The organism is Streptomyces sp. LaBMicrA B280, from assembly GCF_049222185.1.
Lineage (GTDB): Bacteria > Actinomycetota > Actinomycetes > Streptomycetales > Streptomycetaceae > Streptomyces > Streptomyces murinus.
In genome coordinates, this window is record NZ_JBMJCT010000044.1 from 235,546 (window position 1) to 253,488 (window position 17,943).

The window sequence follows — 17,943 nt, forward strand, 5'->3', positions numbered from 1 at the left end:
GGACCGGCCGGGGCGTCGTAGGGGGGGCGTCGTAGGGAGGTGTCGTCAGTCGTACGTCTTCACAGGCTCTCCAGGCGCAGATGCAGATCGCGTTCCTGGTCGCCGGAGGCCGTGCTGGTCTCCTGGACGGTGAACATGGAGTCCAGGGTGTGACGGAAGCGGTCCACGGCCCAGTAGCCGCCCTGGACGTCCGCCTGCACGGATGAGCCGAGGTGGACCGGCGGGCAGCCCTGGCGCCGGGCGTCCCCGACCTCATAGCTGCCGAGCCACACCATCGGGCGGGTTTCGTGGAGCTGCTGGGGCACCTCGTCGCTGCCCCGGTCGGATGCGAAGCACGTGTTCAGCGCCTCGAAGACGAGACGCGCGTCCTCCTTGGAACATCCGCTGATCTCCACCATGACGGTTTCCGGATGCGACCGGTCCTCGTTCGCCATTGATCGCTCCTTTCGCGGCCGCTGTGCGCTGCCCGGGGTACCCCGCCGCGCCGCGTCCATCCCCCGCCCAGGAAAACACCGCCCCCCTTCACCCGCACGTTCACCCGCACGCGCTGCGCGGGATCAGCCGAGGGAGAACTTGTACGTCTTGCTGTCGGTGAGCACACAGATGCTCGGCGACACCACGATCACGCGCAGGACGCCGCTGCGCCGGTCGTAGTCGATGCCCTCCGCCTCGAAGGTGCCGGAGCAGGCGCTGCGCAGCGGCAGCTGGCGCAGGGCGGTGACATGCCCGGTGACATCGGCGGAGCCGTTCGGCGGGGCCGACAGATCGATCTGGAGCAGCGGCTTGGTGATGCCGAAGAGACTCCCGTCGGAGTCGTCGGAGGAGCAGAGCAGGGTGGTGGGGCCGGAGAAGTCGCAGCCCTGCACATCGCTGACGGCGTGGTCCAGGTGCACCGTGGCGGCCTGCGGGAGGTTCGCCGAGGGCGAGGTGGCGCGGTTCTCGCCCGGGGTCGGGAAGACCAGCAGCCGGTTCATCGTGCCCCACTCGCCGGACAGCATCCACTGCCCGTCCGGGGTGATCGCGTCCCAGGAGTTGTTCAGGGCCTCACCGGGGCTCAGCTGGTGCACGTACTCCGACCAGGAACCGTCGGGCGCCTGCACGCGGTACATCTTCGCGGTGCCCGAGTCCTCCTGGTAGGGCTCGATGTAGTAGCCCTCGTACGACGCGTCGGGGTCGCCGACATGGTTCCAGCCCCGGACGGAGTCGCTGAGCGGGACGGTGCCGATGCCGGTGTAGCGGTTGGGGCTGCCCGCCGGGACCTCGATCGAGGCCAGCCCCTGGCTCTCGGTCAGCGGATCGGCGCGGTCCGAGCCGGTCTCCGTCCAGCTGCCCGCGGCAGCGGCGGGCGCGGGCGCGGCGAGGGACAGGGCGGCGGCGAGCGCGACGAGGGCTGCGAGGGCTCCGTTGCGGCGTAACCGGGCGGACGCGGGCATGACCAACTCCTCGAACGGGCGGTGGGGACACTCGAACGGCGCACAGTCTGGCGTGGCGTGATCGTCATGTACAGGCCAATGCAGCAACATGGACATGAACTCTCCCGGCGCCCCCGACCGCGCGGTACGGTCCGCGCGAGCGGTCCCGGCACCCCGGACGGGCGCCGGTCCGGGCGGACGCCCGCCGCCGGGTTGAGAGATGGTGGAGGTTGACGGCGACGGCGTCGGAGAGTCGGATGTGAGCGCGACAGGACGTGGGGAACCGGCACGGGGGACGGCGTGCCGTCCGGACGGGCGAAGGCGGTGCGTGGCATGAGTGCAGCCGGGGCTGCGGCGACGGAGGGCGGCGAGCCGGCCCGCGGGCCCGTGCCGCCGGGCGGCCTCCTCGACGTGCTCGCGGTGGCCTCGGTGGTCCTGGACACCGACGGCCGGATCGCGCTGTGGAGCCCTCAGGCCGAGGAGCTGTTCGGCTACACGGCGGCGGAGGCGCTCGGCCAGTACGCCGCCCGGCTGATGGTGGACGAGCGGCACATGCGACTGGTCGGCAAGCTCTTCGCCGATGTGATGACCACCGGGCAGAGCTGGGCCGGCGGCTTCCCGGTCCGGCACAAGGACGGCAGCACCCGTCTGGTGGAGTTCCGCAACATGCGGCTGCTGGACGCCCGCGGCAAGGTGTACGCCCTCGGGCTCGCCGCCGACCGCTCGACCGTACGGCGCCTCGAACAGGACGTGGCGCTGTCCGAGCGGATGGTCATGCAGTCCCCGGCCGGGCTCGCCGTGCTCGACACGGAGCTGCGGTTCGTGTCGGTCAACCCGGCCCTGGAGCGGATCAACGGGCGCCCGGCCGCCGAGCACCTGGGACGCCGGATGGCCGACGTGGTGCCGGAGCTGGACGTCGCGAGCATGGAGGCCGGCGCCCGCCGGGTGCTGGAGACGGGCGCGCCGCTGATCGACCACACCGTCGTCGGCCGTACGCCCGCGGACCCGGACGCGGACCACACCTGGGCGGTCTCGCTGTACCGGCTGGACGACGCGGCGGGCCATGTGCTGGGCGTGGCCTGCTCGGTGGCCGACATCACCGAGCAGCACCGGGCCGCCGTGGAGGCGGAGGCGGCACGGCGCCGGCTCGCGGTGATCGCCGACGCCGGGGCCCGGATCGGCACGACGCTCGAACTGGACCGTACGGCCTGGGAGTTGGCCGAGGTCGCGGTGCCGGAACTGGCCGATGTGGCCGCCGTGGACCTGCTGGAGGCGGTGGTGGAGGGCCGCCCCAGCACCCTCGGCCCCGCGGATGTGGCGGTGCTCCGGGCCCTCGCGCTGCGCCCCGAGGACGGCTCGGACGCCGTACGGGCCGCGGACCCGCCCGGCAGGATCGCCCGGTACGCGCCCGACCGCCTGGTCACCGAGTGCGTGCGCACGGGTGAGGCGGTGCTGGTGCCGCGGGTGAAGGACGAGGACCTGCCGCGCATCGCCCGCTCCCCGGAGGCGGCCGTGCTGCTGGGGCGGGCGGGGCTGCACTCCTACCTCGCGGTGCCGCTCATCGCGCGCGGCGAGGTGCTGGGCGCGCTCGATCTCAAACGGACCGTCAACGCGCGGCCGTTCGACGCGGACGACGTGCTGCTCGCCCGGGAGCTGGCGGCGCGCGCGGCGGTGCAGATCGACAACGCCCGCTGGTACCAGAACGCCCGCAACACGGCGCTGACCCTCCAGCGCAGCCTGCTGCCGAGCAGCCCGCCGGTGACCACCGGGCTCGAAGTGGCCTCGCGCTATCAGCCGGCGGGTGCCACCAGCGAGGTCGGCGGGGACTGGTTCGACGTCATCCCGCTGGAGGGCGGGCGGACCGCGCTGGTGGTCGGGGATGTCATGGGCAGCGGGATCGGGGCGGCCGCGACGATGGGCCGGCTGCGCACCGCGACCACCACACTGACCGCGCTCGGACTGGACCCCGCGGTGCTCCTGACCCACCTGGACCAGACCACCTCGGCCCTGGACCACTCCATCGCGACCTGTGTGTACGCCGTCCACGATCCGCGGCTGCGGCAGTGCCGCATCGCCAACGCCGGCCATCTGCCCCCGGCCCGCGTCCGCCCCGGCCACCCCCCGGAACTCCTCGACCTGCCCACCGGTGTCCCCCTCGGCGTCGGCGGTGTCCCCTTCTCCACCGTCACCGTCGACTTCGCCCCCGGCGACGAACTGGTCCTCTACACCGACGGACTGGTCGAGACCCGCCACCACACCCTGGACGAACGCCTGGACCTCATGCTGTCCCTGCTGACCGACCCGACCCGCCCCCTGGAGGAGACCTGCGACCTCCTCCTGCGCACACTCCACCACCCGGACAACCACGACGACGTGGCCCTGCTCATCGCACGGGCGAAGGAATGCTGACAGGGCGTCAATCCAGCCGCCGCCCCTGCGGTCGCGCTCCCCGACGGTGATGCCGACCGTGACGGGGCCGAAGTGGAGGTCGCCCGCAGCCGTACAGGCGTTCCCCCGATCATGCGGTGAGCACAGGGAAGGTGATCACGGGGCCTCGTCCCGCACGCCGATCACCACATGCGCCGACCATTCCTCCGAGACCGCCACATGGGCGCTGAGACCCGCCTCGGTGAAGGCGGCGAGCGCGGCCGGGGCCTGGCGTTCGCTGGTCTCGGACAGCAGCCGGCCGCCGGGGGCGAGCCAGTCGGCGGCCTCGGCGGCGACCCGGCGCAGGACGGCGAGGCCGTCGGGACCGCCGTCGAGGGCGGTGGGCGGCTCGTGGTCGCGGGCCTCGGCGGGGAGCAGCGGGAGATCGGGGGTGGGGACGTAGGGCACGTTGGCCGTCAGGAGATCGACACGGCCGCGCAGGTCGGCGGGCAGGGCGGCGTAGAGATCGCCCTGGTGGGCGTGGCCGCCGTAGGGGGCGAGATTGCGGCGGGCGCAGTGCACGGCGGCCGGGTCGATGTCGGCGGCCCGCACCCGCGCCCCGTCCAGCGCGGCGGCCAGCGCCGCGCCGAGCGCGCCGGAGCCGCAGCACAGGTCCACGACGACGGAGGCCTCCGGGACTTCGGCCAGCGCCCGGTCCACCAGGAACTCGGTACGGCGACGGGGGACGAACACGCCGGGCTCGACGGCGATCCGCAGCCCGTGGAACTCGGCCCAGCCGAGGACGTGTTCGAGCGGCTGACCGGCCGTGCGGCGGTCCACCATCGAGGCGAGTTCGGCGGCGTCACGGGCGGTGGCGAGTATCAACTCGGCCTCGTCCTCGGCGAACACGCACCCGGCGGCACGCAACGCGGACACGACGGCCGCAGGGGAAAGGGAAGAGGGAGTGGGCATGTGCGGGCGGATGCCTTTCGGGAGCGCGAGATCACAGGGCGCTCCCGCGGTCACCGCTGCCGGTGCACCGCGCCGTCACGAGGAGAGAGCACCCCGGCTGACACAGCGGATATGGGTCTCACCTCCTCGCACTCGGGGCCGCGGACCTCCGCGACCGGACGGTCACCATACCCCACCGGACATGGCCGGGTTCGGCCCCCTGACGTCGCGAGTTGTACTCTGCAACCGGAATGCGGACCACCGCGGAACACCGCCAGGAGGGAGGTCCCGTGCGCACAGCCGAGTCGGCCGTCGAGGCGATCCAGCGCGAGATGACGGTCTTCGCCCGCCGGGCCCGCGCCTCGGCGGGCCGTATGCACCCCGAGCTGTCCCTGGTGTCGTACACCCTGCTCGGCCATCTGGAGGAGAGCGGCGGCTGCCGGGCCACCGATCTCGCGGCGCACTACGCCCTGGACAAGTCCACGGTGAGCCGCCAGGTCGCCGCGCTGGAGCGGGCGGGCCTGATCGAGCGCCGCCCGGACCCGGAGGACCAGCGGGTCCAGGTGCTCCAGCTGACCGAGGCGGGCCAGGAGATCCTCGCCCAGGTCACCCGGCGCCGCCGCGCCGCCTTCCGGGAGCGGCTCGCCGAGTGGCCGGAGGACGACCTGGTGCGGTTCGCGGCCTATCTGGAGCGCTACAACGCGGGGGCCGAGGGCATCGGCGCCGACTGAGCGCTCCGTCCGGCGCCTCGCTCGCCTCTCGTACGACCCTCTTCACCGCGTCGCCCGACGATCACCCCACCGGCACCGCGGCCCGCCCCTCCGTCAGCCGCTCCGGGGCCCGCGCCGCCAGGAACGACGTGGTCCGGCGCAGCCGGAAGCCCAGGGACTCGTACAGCCGGATGGCGTTGGTGTTCCTGGCGCTGGTGTGCAGGAACGGGGTGTCGCCGCGCTCCCGGATGCCGTGCGCGACGGCGAGGATCAGCCGGCTGGCCAGGCCCTGGCCGCGCACGGCCGCGTCGGTGCAGACCGCGCTGATCTCGGTCCAGCCCGGCGGCCGCAGCCGCTCCCCCGCCATGGCGACCAGCGCGCCCTCACGGCGGATGCCGAGATAGGTGCCCATCTCGACGGTGCGCGGCAGGAACGGTCCCGGCTGGGTACGCGCCACCAGGTCCAGCATCTCGGGCACATCGGCCGGGCCGAGGCGGACCGCCTCCGCGTCCGGCGCCGCGGCCAGACCGTCGTCCACCAGCTGGACGCCGCCCACGTGGAAGGTGATCTCCCAGTCCGCCGGGACGTCCCCGCAATACCCGTTCAGCGGGACCTCCGCGCCCGCCCCGGCCAGCACGGCGAGGTCCGCCCAGTCCCGGGCCTCCGGCCTGTCGGGCAGCGCCAGCCACGGGGAGACGTCGACCGGGTAGCGCAGCACCCGGCCGCGCCGCTCGGCGAAGCCGGCGTGCGGGCCGGTGAGGGAGGCGAGGGCGGGGTTGTCGAGGACGTGCGCGGGGGACCGGGGACCGATGACGCTCACGCGGCCACCTCGATCACCGTGCCGGAGCCGTACGCCTTGCGCATTCTCATCCCTCGCTTCTCTCGCACCGTCCCCGGCGCACCACGGCCGGTACCGATCGCCAAGGAGCGGCCCGCGTCCGGTATTCCCGCTCCCCCGCGCTGTTCATACGACCGCAACGATAGGGCCCCGCGCCCCGGCGCCGGGCCGGTGACCAGGCACGGAGCATCCGCCGGGACAGCGTACGGTTGAAGCATGAACGTCACGCGAGGCTTCACGGGCCGCGCGCGCGAGCACCATCCGGGGCTGCCGCCCGGTCAGTACGACGCGCGCGAGGACTGGCCCGTCCTGTCCGCCGAGGTCACCCCCGACCTCACACCCGCCGACTGGACCTTCCGCGTCGACGGTCTGGTCGAGCGGCCGTACACCTGGGACTGGGACACGGCGCACGCGCTGCCCGCCTCGGCGTACGAGGGTGACATCCACTGTGTCACCGGGTGGTCGAAGTTCGGGGTGCGGTTCGGCGGGGTCTCGCTCGACGCCTTCCTCGACGTGGTGCGGCCCGCCTCGGCCGCCACCCACGCGCTCGCCCGCTCGCACACCGGCTACACCGCGAACCTGCCGCTCGCCGACCTCACCGGCGGCCGCGCCTGGATCGTCTGGGAGTACGGCGGCAAGCCGCTGCCGGCCGAGCACGGCGGCCCGGCGCGCCTGGTGGTGCCCCATCTGTACTTCTGGAAGAGCGCCAAGTGGATCGCGGGCATCACGCTCCTCGACCATGACGAGCCGGGCTTCTGGGAGGGCAACGGCTACCACGCGCGCGGCAACCCCTGGGAAGAGCAGCGGTACGCCGGTGACTGAGACGACGACCGTGCCCGGTGGCACGCCCCGGTTCGCGGTGCCCGGCCGGATCGCCGTGAGCGAGCAGGCCGAGTCGGTGTGGCAGCCGGCCACCCTGACGGAGATCCGCCGCGAGACCCCGCACGCGGCCACGTTCCGGCTCGCGGTGCCCCGGTGGGCGGGTCATCTGCCCGGCCAGCACCTGATGCTGCGGCTGACCGCCGGGGACGGTTACACGGCGCAGCGCCACTACTCGATCGCCTCCGCGCCCGACGACAGCGGGCATATCGAGCTGACTCTTGACCGGGTGCCGGACGGCGAGGTGTCCGGCTGGTTCCACACCGTGGCCAGGCCCGGTGACACGATCGATGTGCGCGGCCCGCTCAGCGGCTTCTTCGCCTGGCCCGGCGACCGGCCCGCGCTGCTGCTCGGCGCCGGCTCCGGGGTCGTACCGCTGATGTCGATGATCCGGCACCACCGGGCGCGCGGCCTCGACGTGCCGCTGCGGATGCTGGTGTCCGCACGCAGCCCCGAGGAACTGATCTACGCGGCCGAGTTGGGCGCGGAGACGACCCCGGTGTTCACCCGTGACGCCCCCGCCGGGGTGCCGGTGGGCCGGGTGGCGGCCGCGCATCTGGCGCCGCTGCTGGCCGAGCGGCCGCCCGGCGGGTGGGAGGCGTACGTGTGCGGCTCCAACGGGTTCGCCGAGCATGTCTCCCGGCTGCTGGTCCGCGCCGGTCAGCCGGCGGACCGGATCCGCATCGAACGCTTCGGCTGAGCCGCGACATCGGGGCGCTGGCGGGGCACCTGGCTCGAACGTGCCTCAAGTGGGCCTGAACTCGCGGTTCACCGGGTGGGCCGGGTGCGCCGTACGGGGTACGACACGAGTGTGGACGCTCGTGCGCGCACACCGGACGGGTGTCGGCGCGGGCGGGCGGCCGGTCGGCTTCGGTGAGGAGGCGGACATGCGGACCCGGGTGCGTGTGCGTGGCTGGCGCTGGCGGCGCAATCCGCTGCGGCGCCGCTGTGATGTCGTCGAGGCGTGGACGGTGCTGGTCGTCGCCGTGCTGCTGCTGGTGGTGGCCCCCCTGGTCGGGGTGGCCGCGGGCCTGCACATCCAGGACCGGGACGCGGCGACCGCGGCGGCGCGGCGGGCCGCGCGGCACCGGGTGTCGGCCACGGTGTCCGGCGATCCGCCCGCCGTCCGCGTCGAGCGCGGGCATCTGCACCGCGCCGAGGTCCGCTGGACCGAGCCCGGCCGGGGGACCAGAACGGCCTGGACGCGGGTACCGGCCGGGGCCCGGACCGGGGACACGGTCGCGGTGTGGGTCGATTCCCGGGGCCGGGTCGCCGCCGCGCCGCCGTCCGGTACGGAGGTCCTCCAGCACGCGGTGACCATCGGGGTGGGCGCGGCGGTCTGCGCCGGGGGCGTGGTGTTCCTCGGGCACGCCGTCGCCCGCCGGATCGCGCTGCGCCACCGGCTCGCCGAGTGGGAGCGGGCATGGGCCCACACCGGGCCGAGGTGGACCCAGCCGAGGGCGTGAACAACCGCGCGACGGGCCGTGGTCGGCCGGTACGCCGTCCTCGTACGGTGGGTCCCCCGCTCCCCACTCCCCGCTCCCCTCTTCTCCGGCGAAGGCGGTGGCCGATGGCCCTGTTCGACCTGCCCCTGTCCGAACTCCGCGCCCACCGCGGCGAGTCCACCGAACCCGAGGACTTCGACGCCTTCTGGGACGCCACCCTGCGCGAGGCACGCGCGCACGAACTCGCCGTCCGTTTCGAGCCGGTGGAGTCCGGTCTGGCCACGGTCGAGGTGTACGACGTGACGTTCGCCGGGTTCGGCGGGCACCCGGTCAAGGGCTGGCTGCGGCTGCCGAGCGGCACGCGCGAACCCCTGCCGCTGGTCGTGCAGTTCATCGGGTACGGCGGCGGGCGCGGGCTGGCGCACGAGGATCTGCTGTGGGCGTCGACGGGCCGGGCGCACTTCGTGATGGACACCCGGGGGCAGGGCAGCGTCTGGGGCGGCGGGGGCGGCACCGCGGACCCGGTGGGTTCCGGGCCCGCCCATCCCGGCTTCCTCACCCGGGGCATCGACGCGCCCGAGAACCACTACTACCGGCGGGTGTTCACGGACGCGGTGCGCGCGATCGAGGCGGCCCGCGCCCATCCGCTGGCCGACGCGGCGCGCACGGTGGCGCTCGGCCACAGCCAGGGCGGCGGCATCACCCTCGCGGTCGGCGCGCTGGTCCCCGACCTCGTCGCGGTGGCGCCGGACGTGCCGTTCCTGTGCGACTTCCCGCGCGCGATCACCCTGACGGACCGTCACCCCTACCGTGAGGTCGGCCTGTTCCTGAAGACCCACCGGGGCCGGGCGGCGCAGGCGCTGCGCACCCTCTCCTACTTCGACGGTGTGCACTTCGCGGCCCGCGGCCGGGCACCGGCCCTGTTCTCGACCGCCCTGGAGGACGAGACCTGCCCGCCGTCGACCGTGTTCGCGGCGTTCAACTCCTGGGCGCACCCGGACAAGACGATCGAGGTGTACGAGTTCAACGACCATGAGGGCGGCGGCCCCTTCCATGACGCGGTGAAGATGCGCTGGCTGCGGTCGTACGCCTGAGATCACCTCTTCCTCGATGCCCGACCGGTCGGTATGTTCGGGGTGCCCGGTCCGGGGCCGACACGGGCCGGGCGTTCCCGCGACCACGGAGGGCCCATGTCAGCCACGCACGACGCTCAGCAGACCCCGCCGGCTCCGCGGGCGGCCGGGGTCCACGGCTTCTGCGATCCCCGGTTCACGGCTGTGCGCGAGGCGTTCGAGGAGAACTTCCACACCCGGCGCGAACTCGGCGCGGCGGTGGCGGTCACCCTCGGCGGGCGGACCGTGGTGGACCTGTGGGGCGGCTGGGCGGACGCGGCCCGCACCCGGGCCTGGGAGCGGGACACGCTGGTGAACGTGTGGTCGACCACCAAGGGCCCGGTGGCGCTGTGCGCGCATCTGCTGGCCGACCGGGGATTGCTCGACCTGGACGCGCCGGTGGCCCGGTACTGGCCCGGGTTCGCGGCGGCCGGCAAGGAGAAGGTGCTGGTACGGCATCTGCTGTCGCACCGCGCCGGGCTGTGCGGACTGCGCGAGCCGCACAGCCTCCAGGACCTGTACGACTGGGAGTTGACCACCGCGCGGCTCGCGGCCACCGAGCCCTGGTGGGAGCCGGGCACCCGGTCCGGGTACCACGCGGTGACGTACGGCTTCCTGGTCGGCGAGGTCGTACGGCGGATCACCGGCCTGAAGCCGGGGGCCTTCCTGGAGCGGGAGGTGACCCGGCCGCTCGGCATCGACTTCGGCGTGGGCCTGCCGGTCGGGGAGTACGGGCGGGCCGCCGAGCTGGCGCACGCCCCGGCCACCCCGGACGACGAGCACTCGCCCTCCTTGCGCCACTTGAACCGGCTGACGCTCGCGACGATGGCCAACCCGGCGATCGGCGCGGCCCACGCGAACACACCCGGGTGGCGGGCGGCGGAGATCCCGGCGGCCAATGGGCACGGCACCGCGCGGGCGGTCGCGGCGCTGTACGGCGTCTTCGCCGGGCGCGGCTCCTTCGGCGGGCGGCGGATCCTCTCGCCCGAGGCCGCGGAGCGGGTGCGCGAGGGGCAGGGCCGCTGTGTCGACCTGGTCCTCGGGGCGGGCCTGGGCGGCGAGAGCGAAGCGGGGCTCGGCCTGTGGCTCAGCGGGGAGCGGGGCGCGTACGGGCCCAATCCGCGGGCGTTCGGCCATGACGGGTTCGGCGGTTCGTGCGGGCTCGCCGATCCGGAGGCGGGGGTGTCGCTGGGTTACGTCATGAACCGGATGGGCCCGCGCATCATGGACGACCCCCGGAAGATGGCCCTGGTCGACGCCCTGTACGGCGCCCTGTGATCAGCGGATCCGGCTCAACGCCCCTGTGCCGGACCGGGCTTGGCGGCCACCACCAGCCGGGCCCGGGGGCTCCCGTCGTCGCGCCGCCCGAACTCGGGCAGGGCGCGCAGCTCGGTCGTGAACCCGGCGCGTTCCAACTCCGCGAGCACCGTGCCCAGTCGGAACGTCCGGTAGTACATGACGAACGGCGGCCGCCACAGGGCGTTGCGCACCCGCATCACCGCGTCGAAGCCGAGCAGTGTCCAGTACGCGCGATGGTTCACCGGGGTGGGGGCGCCCAGCGGGAAGGCGAAGCTGCCGCCGGGCCGCAGCGCCGAGTGGACCTGGGCGAACAGGCCGGGCAGCTCGCGGGGCAGGAAGTGACCGAACGCCCCGAAGCTGACGACGAGATCGAAGGCGGCGGTGAACGGCAGCGCCCGCGCGTCGCCGCGCACCCAGCCGATCGCGGTTCCCTCCTCGGGGCGGACCCGGCGCCGGGCGACGTCCAGCATCCCGGCGCTGAAGTCGACGCCCACGGCGCTACGACGGCACAGCGCGGCCAGCACCCGGACACCGGCGCCGGTGCCGCAGCACAGGTCGAGGCCGTCGTCGAACGGTCCCAGTGGGGCGAGCGCCCGCGCCACGGCGTCGAGCACCCGGCCGGGGGTGCGAAAGGGCGTGTGGTCGAACTTCGGCGCGAGCAGGTCGTATCCGTGCTCGACGGAGGACAGCGCCTGGACGGCGAGTTCGCGCAGCGAGGGGCCTTCGGGTCCGAACATGTCCGTCAGCCCGTCAACTCTCGTACCCATTGATCAGTTTCATCCGCACCGACCCAACCTACAGGGGTGATCCCATGCACGCGTTCCGTTCGGCAGTCGAGGCCGGGGACCTGGACGCCGTGGCGGCGCTGCTCGCCGAGGACGTCGTCTTCACCAGTCCCGTCGTCTTCAAACCGTATACAGGCAAGGCCATCACCGCCGCGATCCTGCGCGCGGTCTCCCAGGTCTTCGAGGACTTCCGCTACGTCCGCGAGTTCGGCGCGCCCGGCTCCCCCGACCACGCGCTGGTCTTCACCGCCCGGGTGGGCGGGCGCGAGCTGACCGGCTGCGACTTCCTGCACGTGAACGAGGAGGGGCTGATCGACGACCTCATGGTCATGGTCCGCCCGCTGTCGGGCGCGCATGCCCTCGCCGAGGCGATGGGGGCACGGTTCGAACAGATCGCCGAGGAGGCGCAGGCGCGTTCCTGATTCCGCGGGGGGCGGCCCGCACCGGGGCCGCCCCCGCCGTTTCGCCGGGCCTTGCGGATCCGTCCCCGGGAATACCCCCGCGCACCGATCTGTTGACGTCACCGAGCGCACCGGTATAGTGCGAACAGCGCATGTGCGTGTCCCTCGTACCGGCACCGATGTCGCCGTCTTCTCTCCAGCCCCTCGGCCGATCCGTTCGCGCGGCCCCGGGCTTCCTCTTCGCACCACCTCGTGACCAGGGCTTTCGCCGTCGTGTCCGGGGTGTGGTTCCCGCCGCCCGGAGGCAGGTCGTATCCGCCTCCCGCTCGCGGCCGTTCCCCCTTCCCACGCGCTTCTCTCCACTTTTCGTCCGCGAAAGGACACCCCTCCATGACCACCACACTCGAACACCCTCCGGTCGAGCTGCGGGCCCCGGCGGCCCGGCTCGTCACCGGTGTTCTCGACATCGACACGCACGGGAAGGGGCATCTGCGGGCCGCCGACCTCCTCCCCACCCCCGCCGACCCGCAGGTACCTGCCGCGCTGATCCGCAGGTACGGGCTGCGCAAGGGCGACCTGGTCGAGGGCGCCCGGGGCGCGCAGCGCGCGCTGACCGAGGTCGCCCGGGTCGAGGGCCGCGCGCCCGGCGACCTCGCCGCCCGCCGGAACTTCCGCGACCTCACCCCGCTGCACCCGCGCCGGCGCCTGCGCCTGGAACACCCGGACGCCGGGCTCTCGGGCCGGGTCGCCGATCTGTTCACGCCGATCGGCAAGGGCCAGCGCGGACTGCTCGTGGCCCCGCCGAAGAGCGGCAAGACGGTGCTGCTGCGGCAGCTGGCCGCGGCCGTCGCCGGGAACCACCCGGAGTGCCGGCTGATGGTGCTGCTGCTGGACGAGCGCCCCGAGGAGGTCACCGAGATGCGCCGGGCGCTGCACGGCGAGGTGTACGCCTCCACCTTCGACCGCACCGCCAAGGAGCACATCGCCCTGGCCGAACTCGTCGTCGAACGGGCCAAGCGGCTGGTCGAGGCGGGCGAGGACGTCGTCGTGCTGCTGGACTCGCTGACCCGGCTGTGCCGGGCGCACAACAACGCCTCCGGCGCGGGCGGCCGTACCCTCAGCGGCGGTGTCGACGCGAGCGCGCTGATCGGCCCCAAGCGGTTCTTCGGCGCCGCCCGCGAGGCCGAGGAGGGCGGCTCGCTCACCATCCTGGCCACCGCCCTGGTGGACACGGGCTCCCGCGCCGACGGCTACTTCTTCGAGGAGCTGAAGAGCACGGGCAACATGGAGCTGCGCCTCGACCGGGAACTGGCCGGGCGGCGCGTCTTCCCCGCCGTGGACCTCGAAGGATCCGGCACCCGGCGCGAGGAACTGCTGCTCACCCCGGCCGAGTTGGGCGCCGTCCACGGGCTGCGCCGCGCGCTGCGCTCGCGCGAGGGCTCTCCTGCGGGCCTGGAGACCCTGCTGGAGCGGATGCGGCGCACCCCGGGCAACGCGGCCTTCCTGCGGCAGGTCCTGCCGACGCTGCCCGCGAGCTGACCGGGTACGGCAACCGGGTTGCTCCGCTGGCATCCGGGTTGCTCCGTTGGGCCGGACGGCGCGGCCGACGCGCGCACACCACTCCCCTTCGTACGTTGATCATATGATCACCAGATTCAGATATCGGGCGGTCGTCCCCGCCTGTTCCCTGTGTGTGGCGGGCCTGCTCGGCCACCCCGGCCCCGGCCCTGCTCTACCGCTCGGGCACACAGGTACGCCCGCGCCGGAGCGCCCCCGACCTGCCGGACGTCTCCGCGCTGTCCTGGCTGGTGGCCGACGCGGGCAGCGGGCAGGTGCTGGCCGCGAGCGAGGCGCACCGGCCACTGCCGCCGGCCAGCACCCTGAAGACCTTGTTCGCCCTCACCGTGCTGCCGAAGCTGCCCAGCGGGATGCAGCACACCGTGCGCTACCAGGAGTTGGCCGACGTCGCCGAGGGCAGCAGCCTGGTCGGGGTGGAGGAGGGCCACAGCTACCGGGTGGCGGATCTGTGGCGGGGGGTCTTCCTCAGTTCCGGCAACGACGCGGTGCATGTGCTCGCCTCCCTCAACGGCGGCTGGGAGACCACCGCCAAGCGGATGCAGACCAACGCCCGTGCCCTGGGCGCCCTGGACACCCATGTGCTGTCCCCGGACGGTTACGACACCCCCGGTCAGGTGTCCTCCGCCTACGACCTCGCCGTGTTCGGCCGCGAGGGCCTGCGCAACCCCGACTTCGCCGCGTACTGCTCCACCGCGCAGTCCGAGTTCCCCGGCGACGGGGCGCCGTTCGCCATCGAGAACACCAACCGGCTGCTCACCGGCGCCGACGGCGTGGCGCCCTACCCGGGCCTGATCGGCGTCAAGAACGGCTACACCACCAACGCGGGCAACACCCTGGTGGCCGCCGCCCGGCGCGGCGGGCGCACCCTGGAGGTGACCGTGATGAACCCGCAGGCGGGCGACGGGTTCGAGGTGTACGAGGAGGCGCGCCAACTGCTCGACTGGGGCTTCGCTGCGGACGGTCAGGTGGATCCGGTGGGCTCGCTGGACGGGCTGCGTCCCAAGCCCCGCCCGACCGCGTCGGCCGCGCCGGTGGCGGCGGCCACGTCCGGGGCGCCGGACGACGACGACTGGTCCGGCACCGCCGTCGGGGCGGCACTCGCCGGGCTGGGTGCGGCCGCGATGGCACTGGCGCTGCGGGCCAGGGGCAGGGCCAAGAGCAAGGGCGGGGCGGCGCGCGGCTGACCGATCGGCAGGCCGAGCAGCAGCCCCAGGGTGATCCAGGTGTAGAGGTTGCCGCCGAGGAAGCCGTCGAGGCCCGAGGCGTCGTCGAACCACAGCCAGACGACGCTGGTGCACAGCACCGCGTACAGCGCGCCCGCGAGGCGCCGGTGTCCGGCGCGCAGCAGGACCGCGAAGGAGGGCAGCAGCCACACCAGGTGATGCACCCAGGTGATCGGGCTGACCAGGCAGGCCGCCGCCCCGGTGAGGGCGAAGGCCGCGGTCCAGTCACCGGCCCGCGCCGCCCGGCGGGTCCGCCACGCCCAGACGCACAGGGTGCCCAGCACCGCGAGCGCCCACAGCGGGCGGCCGGTCTCGCCGAGCCGGGCCAGCACGCCCTGGAGCGACTGGTTGGAGACGTAGTCCAGGCGGCCCACCCGGCTGGTGTCCCACAGCGCCCGGGTCCAGTAGAACCGGGAGGCGGCCGGGTCCACCAGGGCGGCGAGCGCGGTCACGGCGGCGGCCACGGCGGTCGCCTGCGCGGCGGCCCGGCGGCGCCCGGCGAGCAGCAGCAGCCCGATGAACAGGGCCGGTGTCAGCTTGACGGCCGCCGCCAGCCCGATCCCGGCGCCCGCCCAGCGGCCCCGGCCGCTCGACAGCAGCAGGGCGTCGGTGAGGACGAGGGCCAGGAGTACGACATTGACCTGGCCGAAGCTGAAGGTGTCCCGCAGGGGTTCGAACAGCGCGAGCGCGCACAGGGCCAGTGACCAGCGGTACCAGCCGTGCCGCCGCCAGCGGTCACCGGCCAGGACGCGCAGGACCACGCCGAGGGCGATCGCGTTCACCACCAGGGAGGCGGCGATCGCGGGGGTGCGGCCCAGCAGGGCCAGGGGCAGCATCAGGACCGCGGCGAACGGCGGATAGGTGAAGCCGTACTGCGTGCCCGGCACCCGGTAGTCGTAGATCAGGCCGCCGTGGTGCACCCAGGTGTGCACGGTGCCGTAGTAGACGCGCAGGTCGAAGAAGCCGCGCAGCAGCGGCACGGTCGCGGTGAACGCGGTCACGGCGGCGGCGAGGGCGAGGACCAGCAGCAGCCTGCCCCGCTCGGTGCGCGGGCCCGTCATGCGGCGCGCCCCGGGGCCGGGGACACGGCGGGTGCCTGGGCCGCCTGGTGGGCCTGCCACAGGACGACCACGCCGAGCAGTCCGCCGCAGCCCGCGAGCACCAGCTGCCCCGCGTCGGCGGGGCCGCCGCTGGGCAGGACGGCGAGGGCGAGCACCCCGGCGAGGGCGGCGACCCGGTGCCGTACCGAGGCGCTGGGCGCGGCGGCGGCGATCAGGAACAGGCCCCACAGCACGTACCAGGGGCGGATCGCCGGGCCGAACACGGCGACGACGAGCAGGCTCAGGCCGAGCGCGTACACCGGTTTGAGGCGCAGCCGCAGCCATATGAGGAGGATGGCGACGGCGGTGGCGAGGAGGCCGAGCAGATGCCAGCCGGGGACGGCCAGCGGGGCCAGGCCGCTGCCGAGCCGGTCGAGCAGGTGGCCGGTGGCCCGGCCGAGCAGGCTGGTCAGCGCCCAGTTCTGCGGGGAGACGGGGGTGCCGAGGGCGCCGATCCAGCCGTAGCCGGTACCGGCCGTCATGGTGGCGGCGACCGTGGTCACGGCGGCGACGGCCGCGGTGGTCAGGGCGGCGGGCAGCGGGCGGCGCCCGGCGCGGGCCTGGAACGCGACCACGGCGAGCAGACCGAGCGCGGCGGGCGCCTTGACCAGGGCGGCGAGGGTGACGAGTACGGCGCCCAGGACGGGCCTGCGTCCCCGGGCGGCGACCAGGCCGAGCCCGAGCAGTCCGAGCATCAGCGCGTCGTTGTGGGCGCCCGCGACCAGGTGCAGCAGCACCAGCGGGTTGAGGGCGCCGAGCCAGAGCGCGGCGGCCGGATCGGCACCGCTGTGCCGGGCGAGTCGGGGCAGCGCGAACGCCATCAGGGCCACCCCGAGGAGCGCGAGCAGGCGCATGCCGATCAGACCCGCGGGCAGTTCGCCCCGGGTGAGGCCGGACAGCGCGGAGGCGAGGCCGAGGAAGGCGGGGCCGTACGGCGCTCCGGTGTGCTGCCACATGGGGGACACCTGGTCGGCGAGCGGACCGCCGAGGGCCGCAGGGCCCTGGGTGTAGACGTCCATGTGCGCGTCGGCCATGGCGCCCTGCGCGAGATAGCTGTAGACGTCCCGGCTGAACAGCGGCGGCGCGAGCACCAACGGGGCGGCCCAGACGGCCAGTACGAGCAGCAGGGCGCGCGGCGCGGGCGGCCGCGGCCCGCGCACCAGGCGGCCGAGGAACACCCAGGCGGCTGTCAGCAGCACGACACCGAAGTACACCGCGACCAGCCCGATGGCCTCCTGCGCCGAGGCGGGCGCCGGCAGCTCCGCCACGGGCAGCGCACCGGCGGTCTCCCCACCGAGCGCGAGAAACGCGGTCCCGGCCAGCCCGAGCAGCCGACACCGACGCAGATCGAAGGGAAACGCCATGGCCAACACCGGCTCAGCGTGGCAACACCGGATGTCCACGAGACGACGCGGGCCCATCCGGACGGGGGCCGAGGTGTGGCCGGGGCGTGGTGGGACGGGGTGCGGCGGGGGCGGCGTGAGGCGGGCCGGGGGCGGGTGGGTACCGGAGTGGTGCGGGGGGCGGTGCGCGGTGAGTTTCGGGGCTGGCAGCCGGGAGGTTCCGGGGCTGGACCCCGACGCCTTCCGCGACCGATGCCGGGGGGACTCCCGGGCCAGTACCCGGCGGGGTCCGAGATCGGTGCCCGGCAGATGCCGGGGCCGGCACCCGGTGGCTCCCCGCGGCCGGTGCCCAGCGAGCTCCCAGGCCGACGTCCAGGGCCAGAGCCCGGCAATGCCCGAGGCCGGTGCCCGACAGAATCCAGGACAAGCCCCCAACGGCCTCCGCGGCCGGTGCCCAGCGGGCTCCCGGGCCCGTGCCCGATGGCTTCCGCCGCTGATGC

At 74.2% G+C, this 17,943-nt stretch carries 16 protein-coding genes and 1 pseudogene; 10 read left to right on the forward strand and 7 right to left on the reverse strand.

What is annotated here, in order from left to right; translation table 11 throughout:
• Positions 1-59: 59 nt before the first annotated feature.
• Positions 60-434 carry a hypothetical protein gene (locus ACLF5H_RS29390; protein ID WP_421679015.1) on the reverse strand — a complete coding sequence of 125 codons (375 nt, stop codon included), beginning with the start codon at positions 432-434 and terminating at the stop codon, positions 60-62.
• Positions 435-557: 123 nt separating this feature from the next.
• Positions 558-1,433, reverse strand: coding sequence for a hypothetical protein (locus tag ACLF5H_RS29395; RefSeq protein ID WP_421679016.1), 876 nt, complete (start codon positions 1,431-1,433; stop codon positions 558-560).
• 312 nt (positions 1,434-1,745) lie between these two features.
• Between ACLF5H_RS29395 and ACLF5H_RS29400 the strand changes: the two genes are divergently transcribed.
• Positions 1,746-3,821, forward strand: a complete 2,076-nt coding sequence (locus tag ACLF5H_RS29400; RefSeq protein ID WP_421679017.1) for a SpoIIE family protein phosphatase — start codon at positions 1,746-1,748, stop codon at positions 3,819-3,821.
• 135 nt (positions 3,822-3,956) lie between these two features.
• Here the strand turns inward: ACLF5H_RS29400 and ACLF5H_RS29405 are convergent, their stop codons facing one another.
• Positions 3,957-4,751, reverse strand: coding sequence for a putative protein N(5)-glutamine methyltransferase (locus tag ACLF5H_RS29405; RefSeq protein ID WP_421679018.1), 795 nt, complete (start codon positions 4,749-4,751; stop codon positions 3,957-3,959).
• Between the two features lie 230 nt (positions 4,752-4,981).
• Here ACLF5H_RS29405 and ACLF5H_RS29410 point away from each other — a divergent pair, with 230 nt between their 5' ends.
• Positions 4,982-5,461: a MarR family winged helix-turn-helix transcriptional regulator gene (locus ACLF5H_RS29410; RefSeq protein ID WP_421679019.1), complete on the forward strand. Its 480-nt coding sequence runs from the start codon at positions 4,982-4,984 to the stop codon at positions 5,459-5,461.
• Between the two features lie 61 nt (positions 5,462-5,522).
• Here the strand turns inward: ACLF5H_RS29410 and ACLF5H_RS29415 are convergent, their stop codons facing one another.
• On the reverse strand, positions 5,523-6,260 hold the full coding sequence (locus ACLF5H_RS29415; protein ID WP_421679020.1) for a GNAT family N-acetyltransferase: 738 nt from the start codon (positions 6,258-6,260) through the stop codon (positions 5,523-5,525).
• A 234-nt stretch (positions 6,261-6,494) separates the two neighbouring features.
• On the opposite strand from ACLF5H_RS29415, the gene ACLF5H_RS29420 reads away from it, so the two are divergent.
• The 5 genes from ACLF5H_RS29420 to ACLF5H_RS29440 all read left to right on the forward strand — a co-directional run bounded on the left by ACLF5H_RS29420 (position 6,495) and on the right by ACLF5H_RS29440 (position 10,992).
• On the forward strand, positions 6,495-7,100 hold the full coding sequence (locus ACLF5H_RS29420; RefSeq protein ID WP_421679021.1) for a sulfite oxidase-like oxidoreductase: 606 nt from the start codon (positions 6,495-6,497) through the stop codon (positions 7,098-7,100).
• On the forward strand, positions 7,093-7,857 hold the full coding sequence (locus ACLF5H_RS29425) for a ferredoxin reductase (RefSeq protein ID WP_421679022.1): 765 nt from the start codon (positions 7,093-7,095) through the stop codon (positions 7,855-7,857). Before ACLF5H_RS29420 ends, ACLF5H_RS29425 begins: the two co-directional genes overlap by 8 nt.
• A 187-nt stretch (positions 7,858-8,044) precedes the next feature.
• Positions 8,045-8,623, forward strand: coding sequence for a hypothetical protein (locus tag ACLF5H_RS29430; RefSeq protein WP_421679023.1), 579 nt, complete (start codon positions 8,045-8,047; stop codon positions 8,621-8,623).
• Positions 8,624-8,727: 104 nt separating this feature from the next.
• A complete protein-coding gene (locus ACLF5H_RS29435; RefSeq protein WP_421679024.1) occupies positions 8,728-9,696 on the forward strand; it encodes an acetylxylan esterase in 969 nt (322 codons plus the stop codon).
• A gap of 96 nt (positions 9,697-9,792) precedes the next feature.
• On the forward strand, positions 9,793-10,992 hold the full coding sequence (locus tag ACLF5H_RS29440) for a serine hydrolase domain-containing protein (RefSeq protein WP_421679025.1): 1,200 nt from the start codon (positions 9,793-9,795) through the stop codon (positions 10,990-10,992).
• A gap of 14 nt (positions 10,993-11,006) precedes the next feature.
• Here the strand turns inward: ACLF5H_RS29440 and ACLF5H_RS29445 are convergent, their stop codons facing one another.
• A complete protein-coding gene (locus tag ACLF5H_RS29445) occupies positions 11,007-11,750 on the reverse strand; it encodes a class I SAM-dependent methyltransferase (protein WP_421679154.1) in 744 nt (247 codons plus the stop codon).
• A gap of 74 nt (positions 11,751-11,824) precedes the next feature.
• Between ACLF5H_RS29445 and ACLF5H_RS29450 the strand changes: the two genes are divergently transcribed.
• The 3 genes and pseudogenes from ACLF5H_RS29450 to ACLF5H_RS29460 form a co-directional block, all read left to right on the forward strand.
• Positions 11,825-12,220 carry a nuclear transport factor 2 family protein gene (locus ACLF5H_RS29450; protein WP_421679026.1) on the forward strand — a complete coding sequence of 132 codons (396 nt, stop codon included), beginning with the start codon at positions 11,825-11,827 and terminating at the stop codon, positions 12,218-12,220.
• Between the two features lie 369 nt (positions 12,221-12,589).
• Positions 12,590-13,738, forward strand: a complete 1,149-nt coding sequence (rho, locus tag ACLF5H_RS29455) for a transcription termination factor Rho (protein ID WP_421679027.1) — start codon at positions 12,590-12,592, stop codon at positions 13,736-13,738.
• A gap of 293 nt (positions 13,739-14,031) precedes the next feature.
• A pseudogene (locus ACLF5H_RS29460) lies at positions 14,032-14,607 on the forward strand (D-alanyl-D-alanine carboxypeptidase family protein); the annotation flags it as partial.
• A gap of 131 nt (positions 14,608-14,738) precedes the next feature.
• Here ACLF5H_RS29460 and ACLF5H_RS29465 read toward each other — a convergent pair.
• Positions 14,739-16,061 (reverse strand): glycosyltransferase family 87 protein, encoded by a 1,323-nt coding sequence (locus ACLF5H_RS29465; protein WP_421679028.1) that lies wholly within the window; start codon positions 16,059-16,061, stop codon positions 14,739-14,741.
• A complete protein-coding gene (gene mptB, locus ACLF5H_RS29470; RefSeq protein ID WP_421679029.1) occupies positions 16,058-17,464 on the reverse strand; it encodes a polyprenol phosphomannose-dependent alpha 1,6 mannosyltransferase MptB in 1,407 nt (468 codons plus the stop codon). The genes ACLF5H_RS29465 and mptB overlap by 4 nt, the downstream gene beginning before the upstream one ends.
• Positions 17,465-17,943 lie beyond the last annotated feature (479 nt).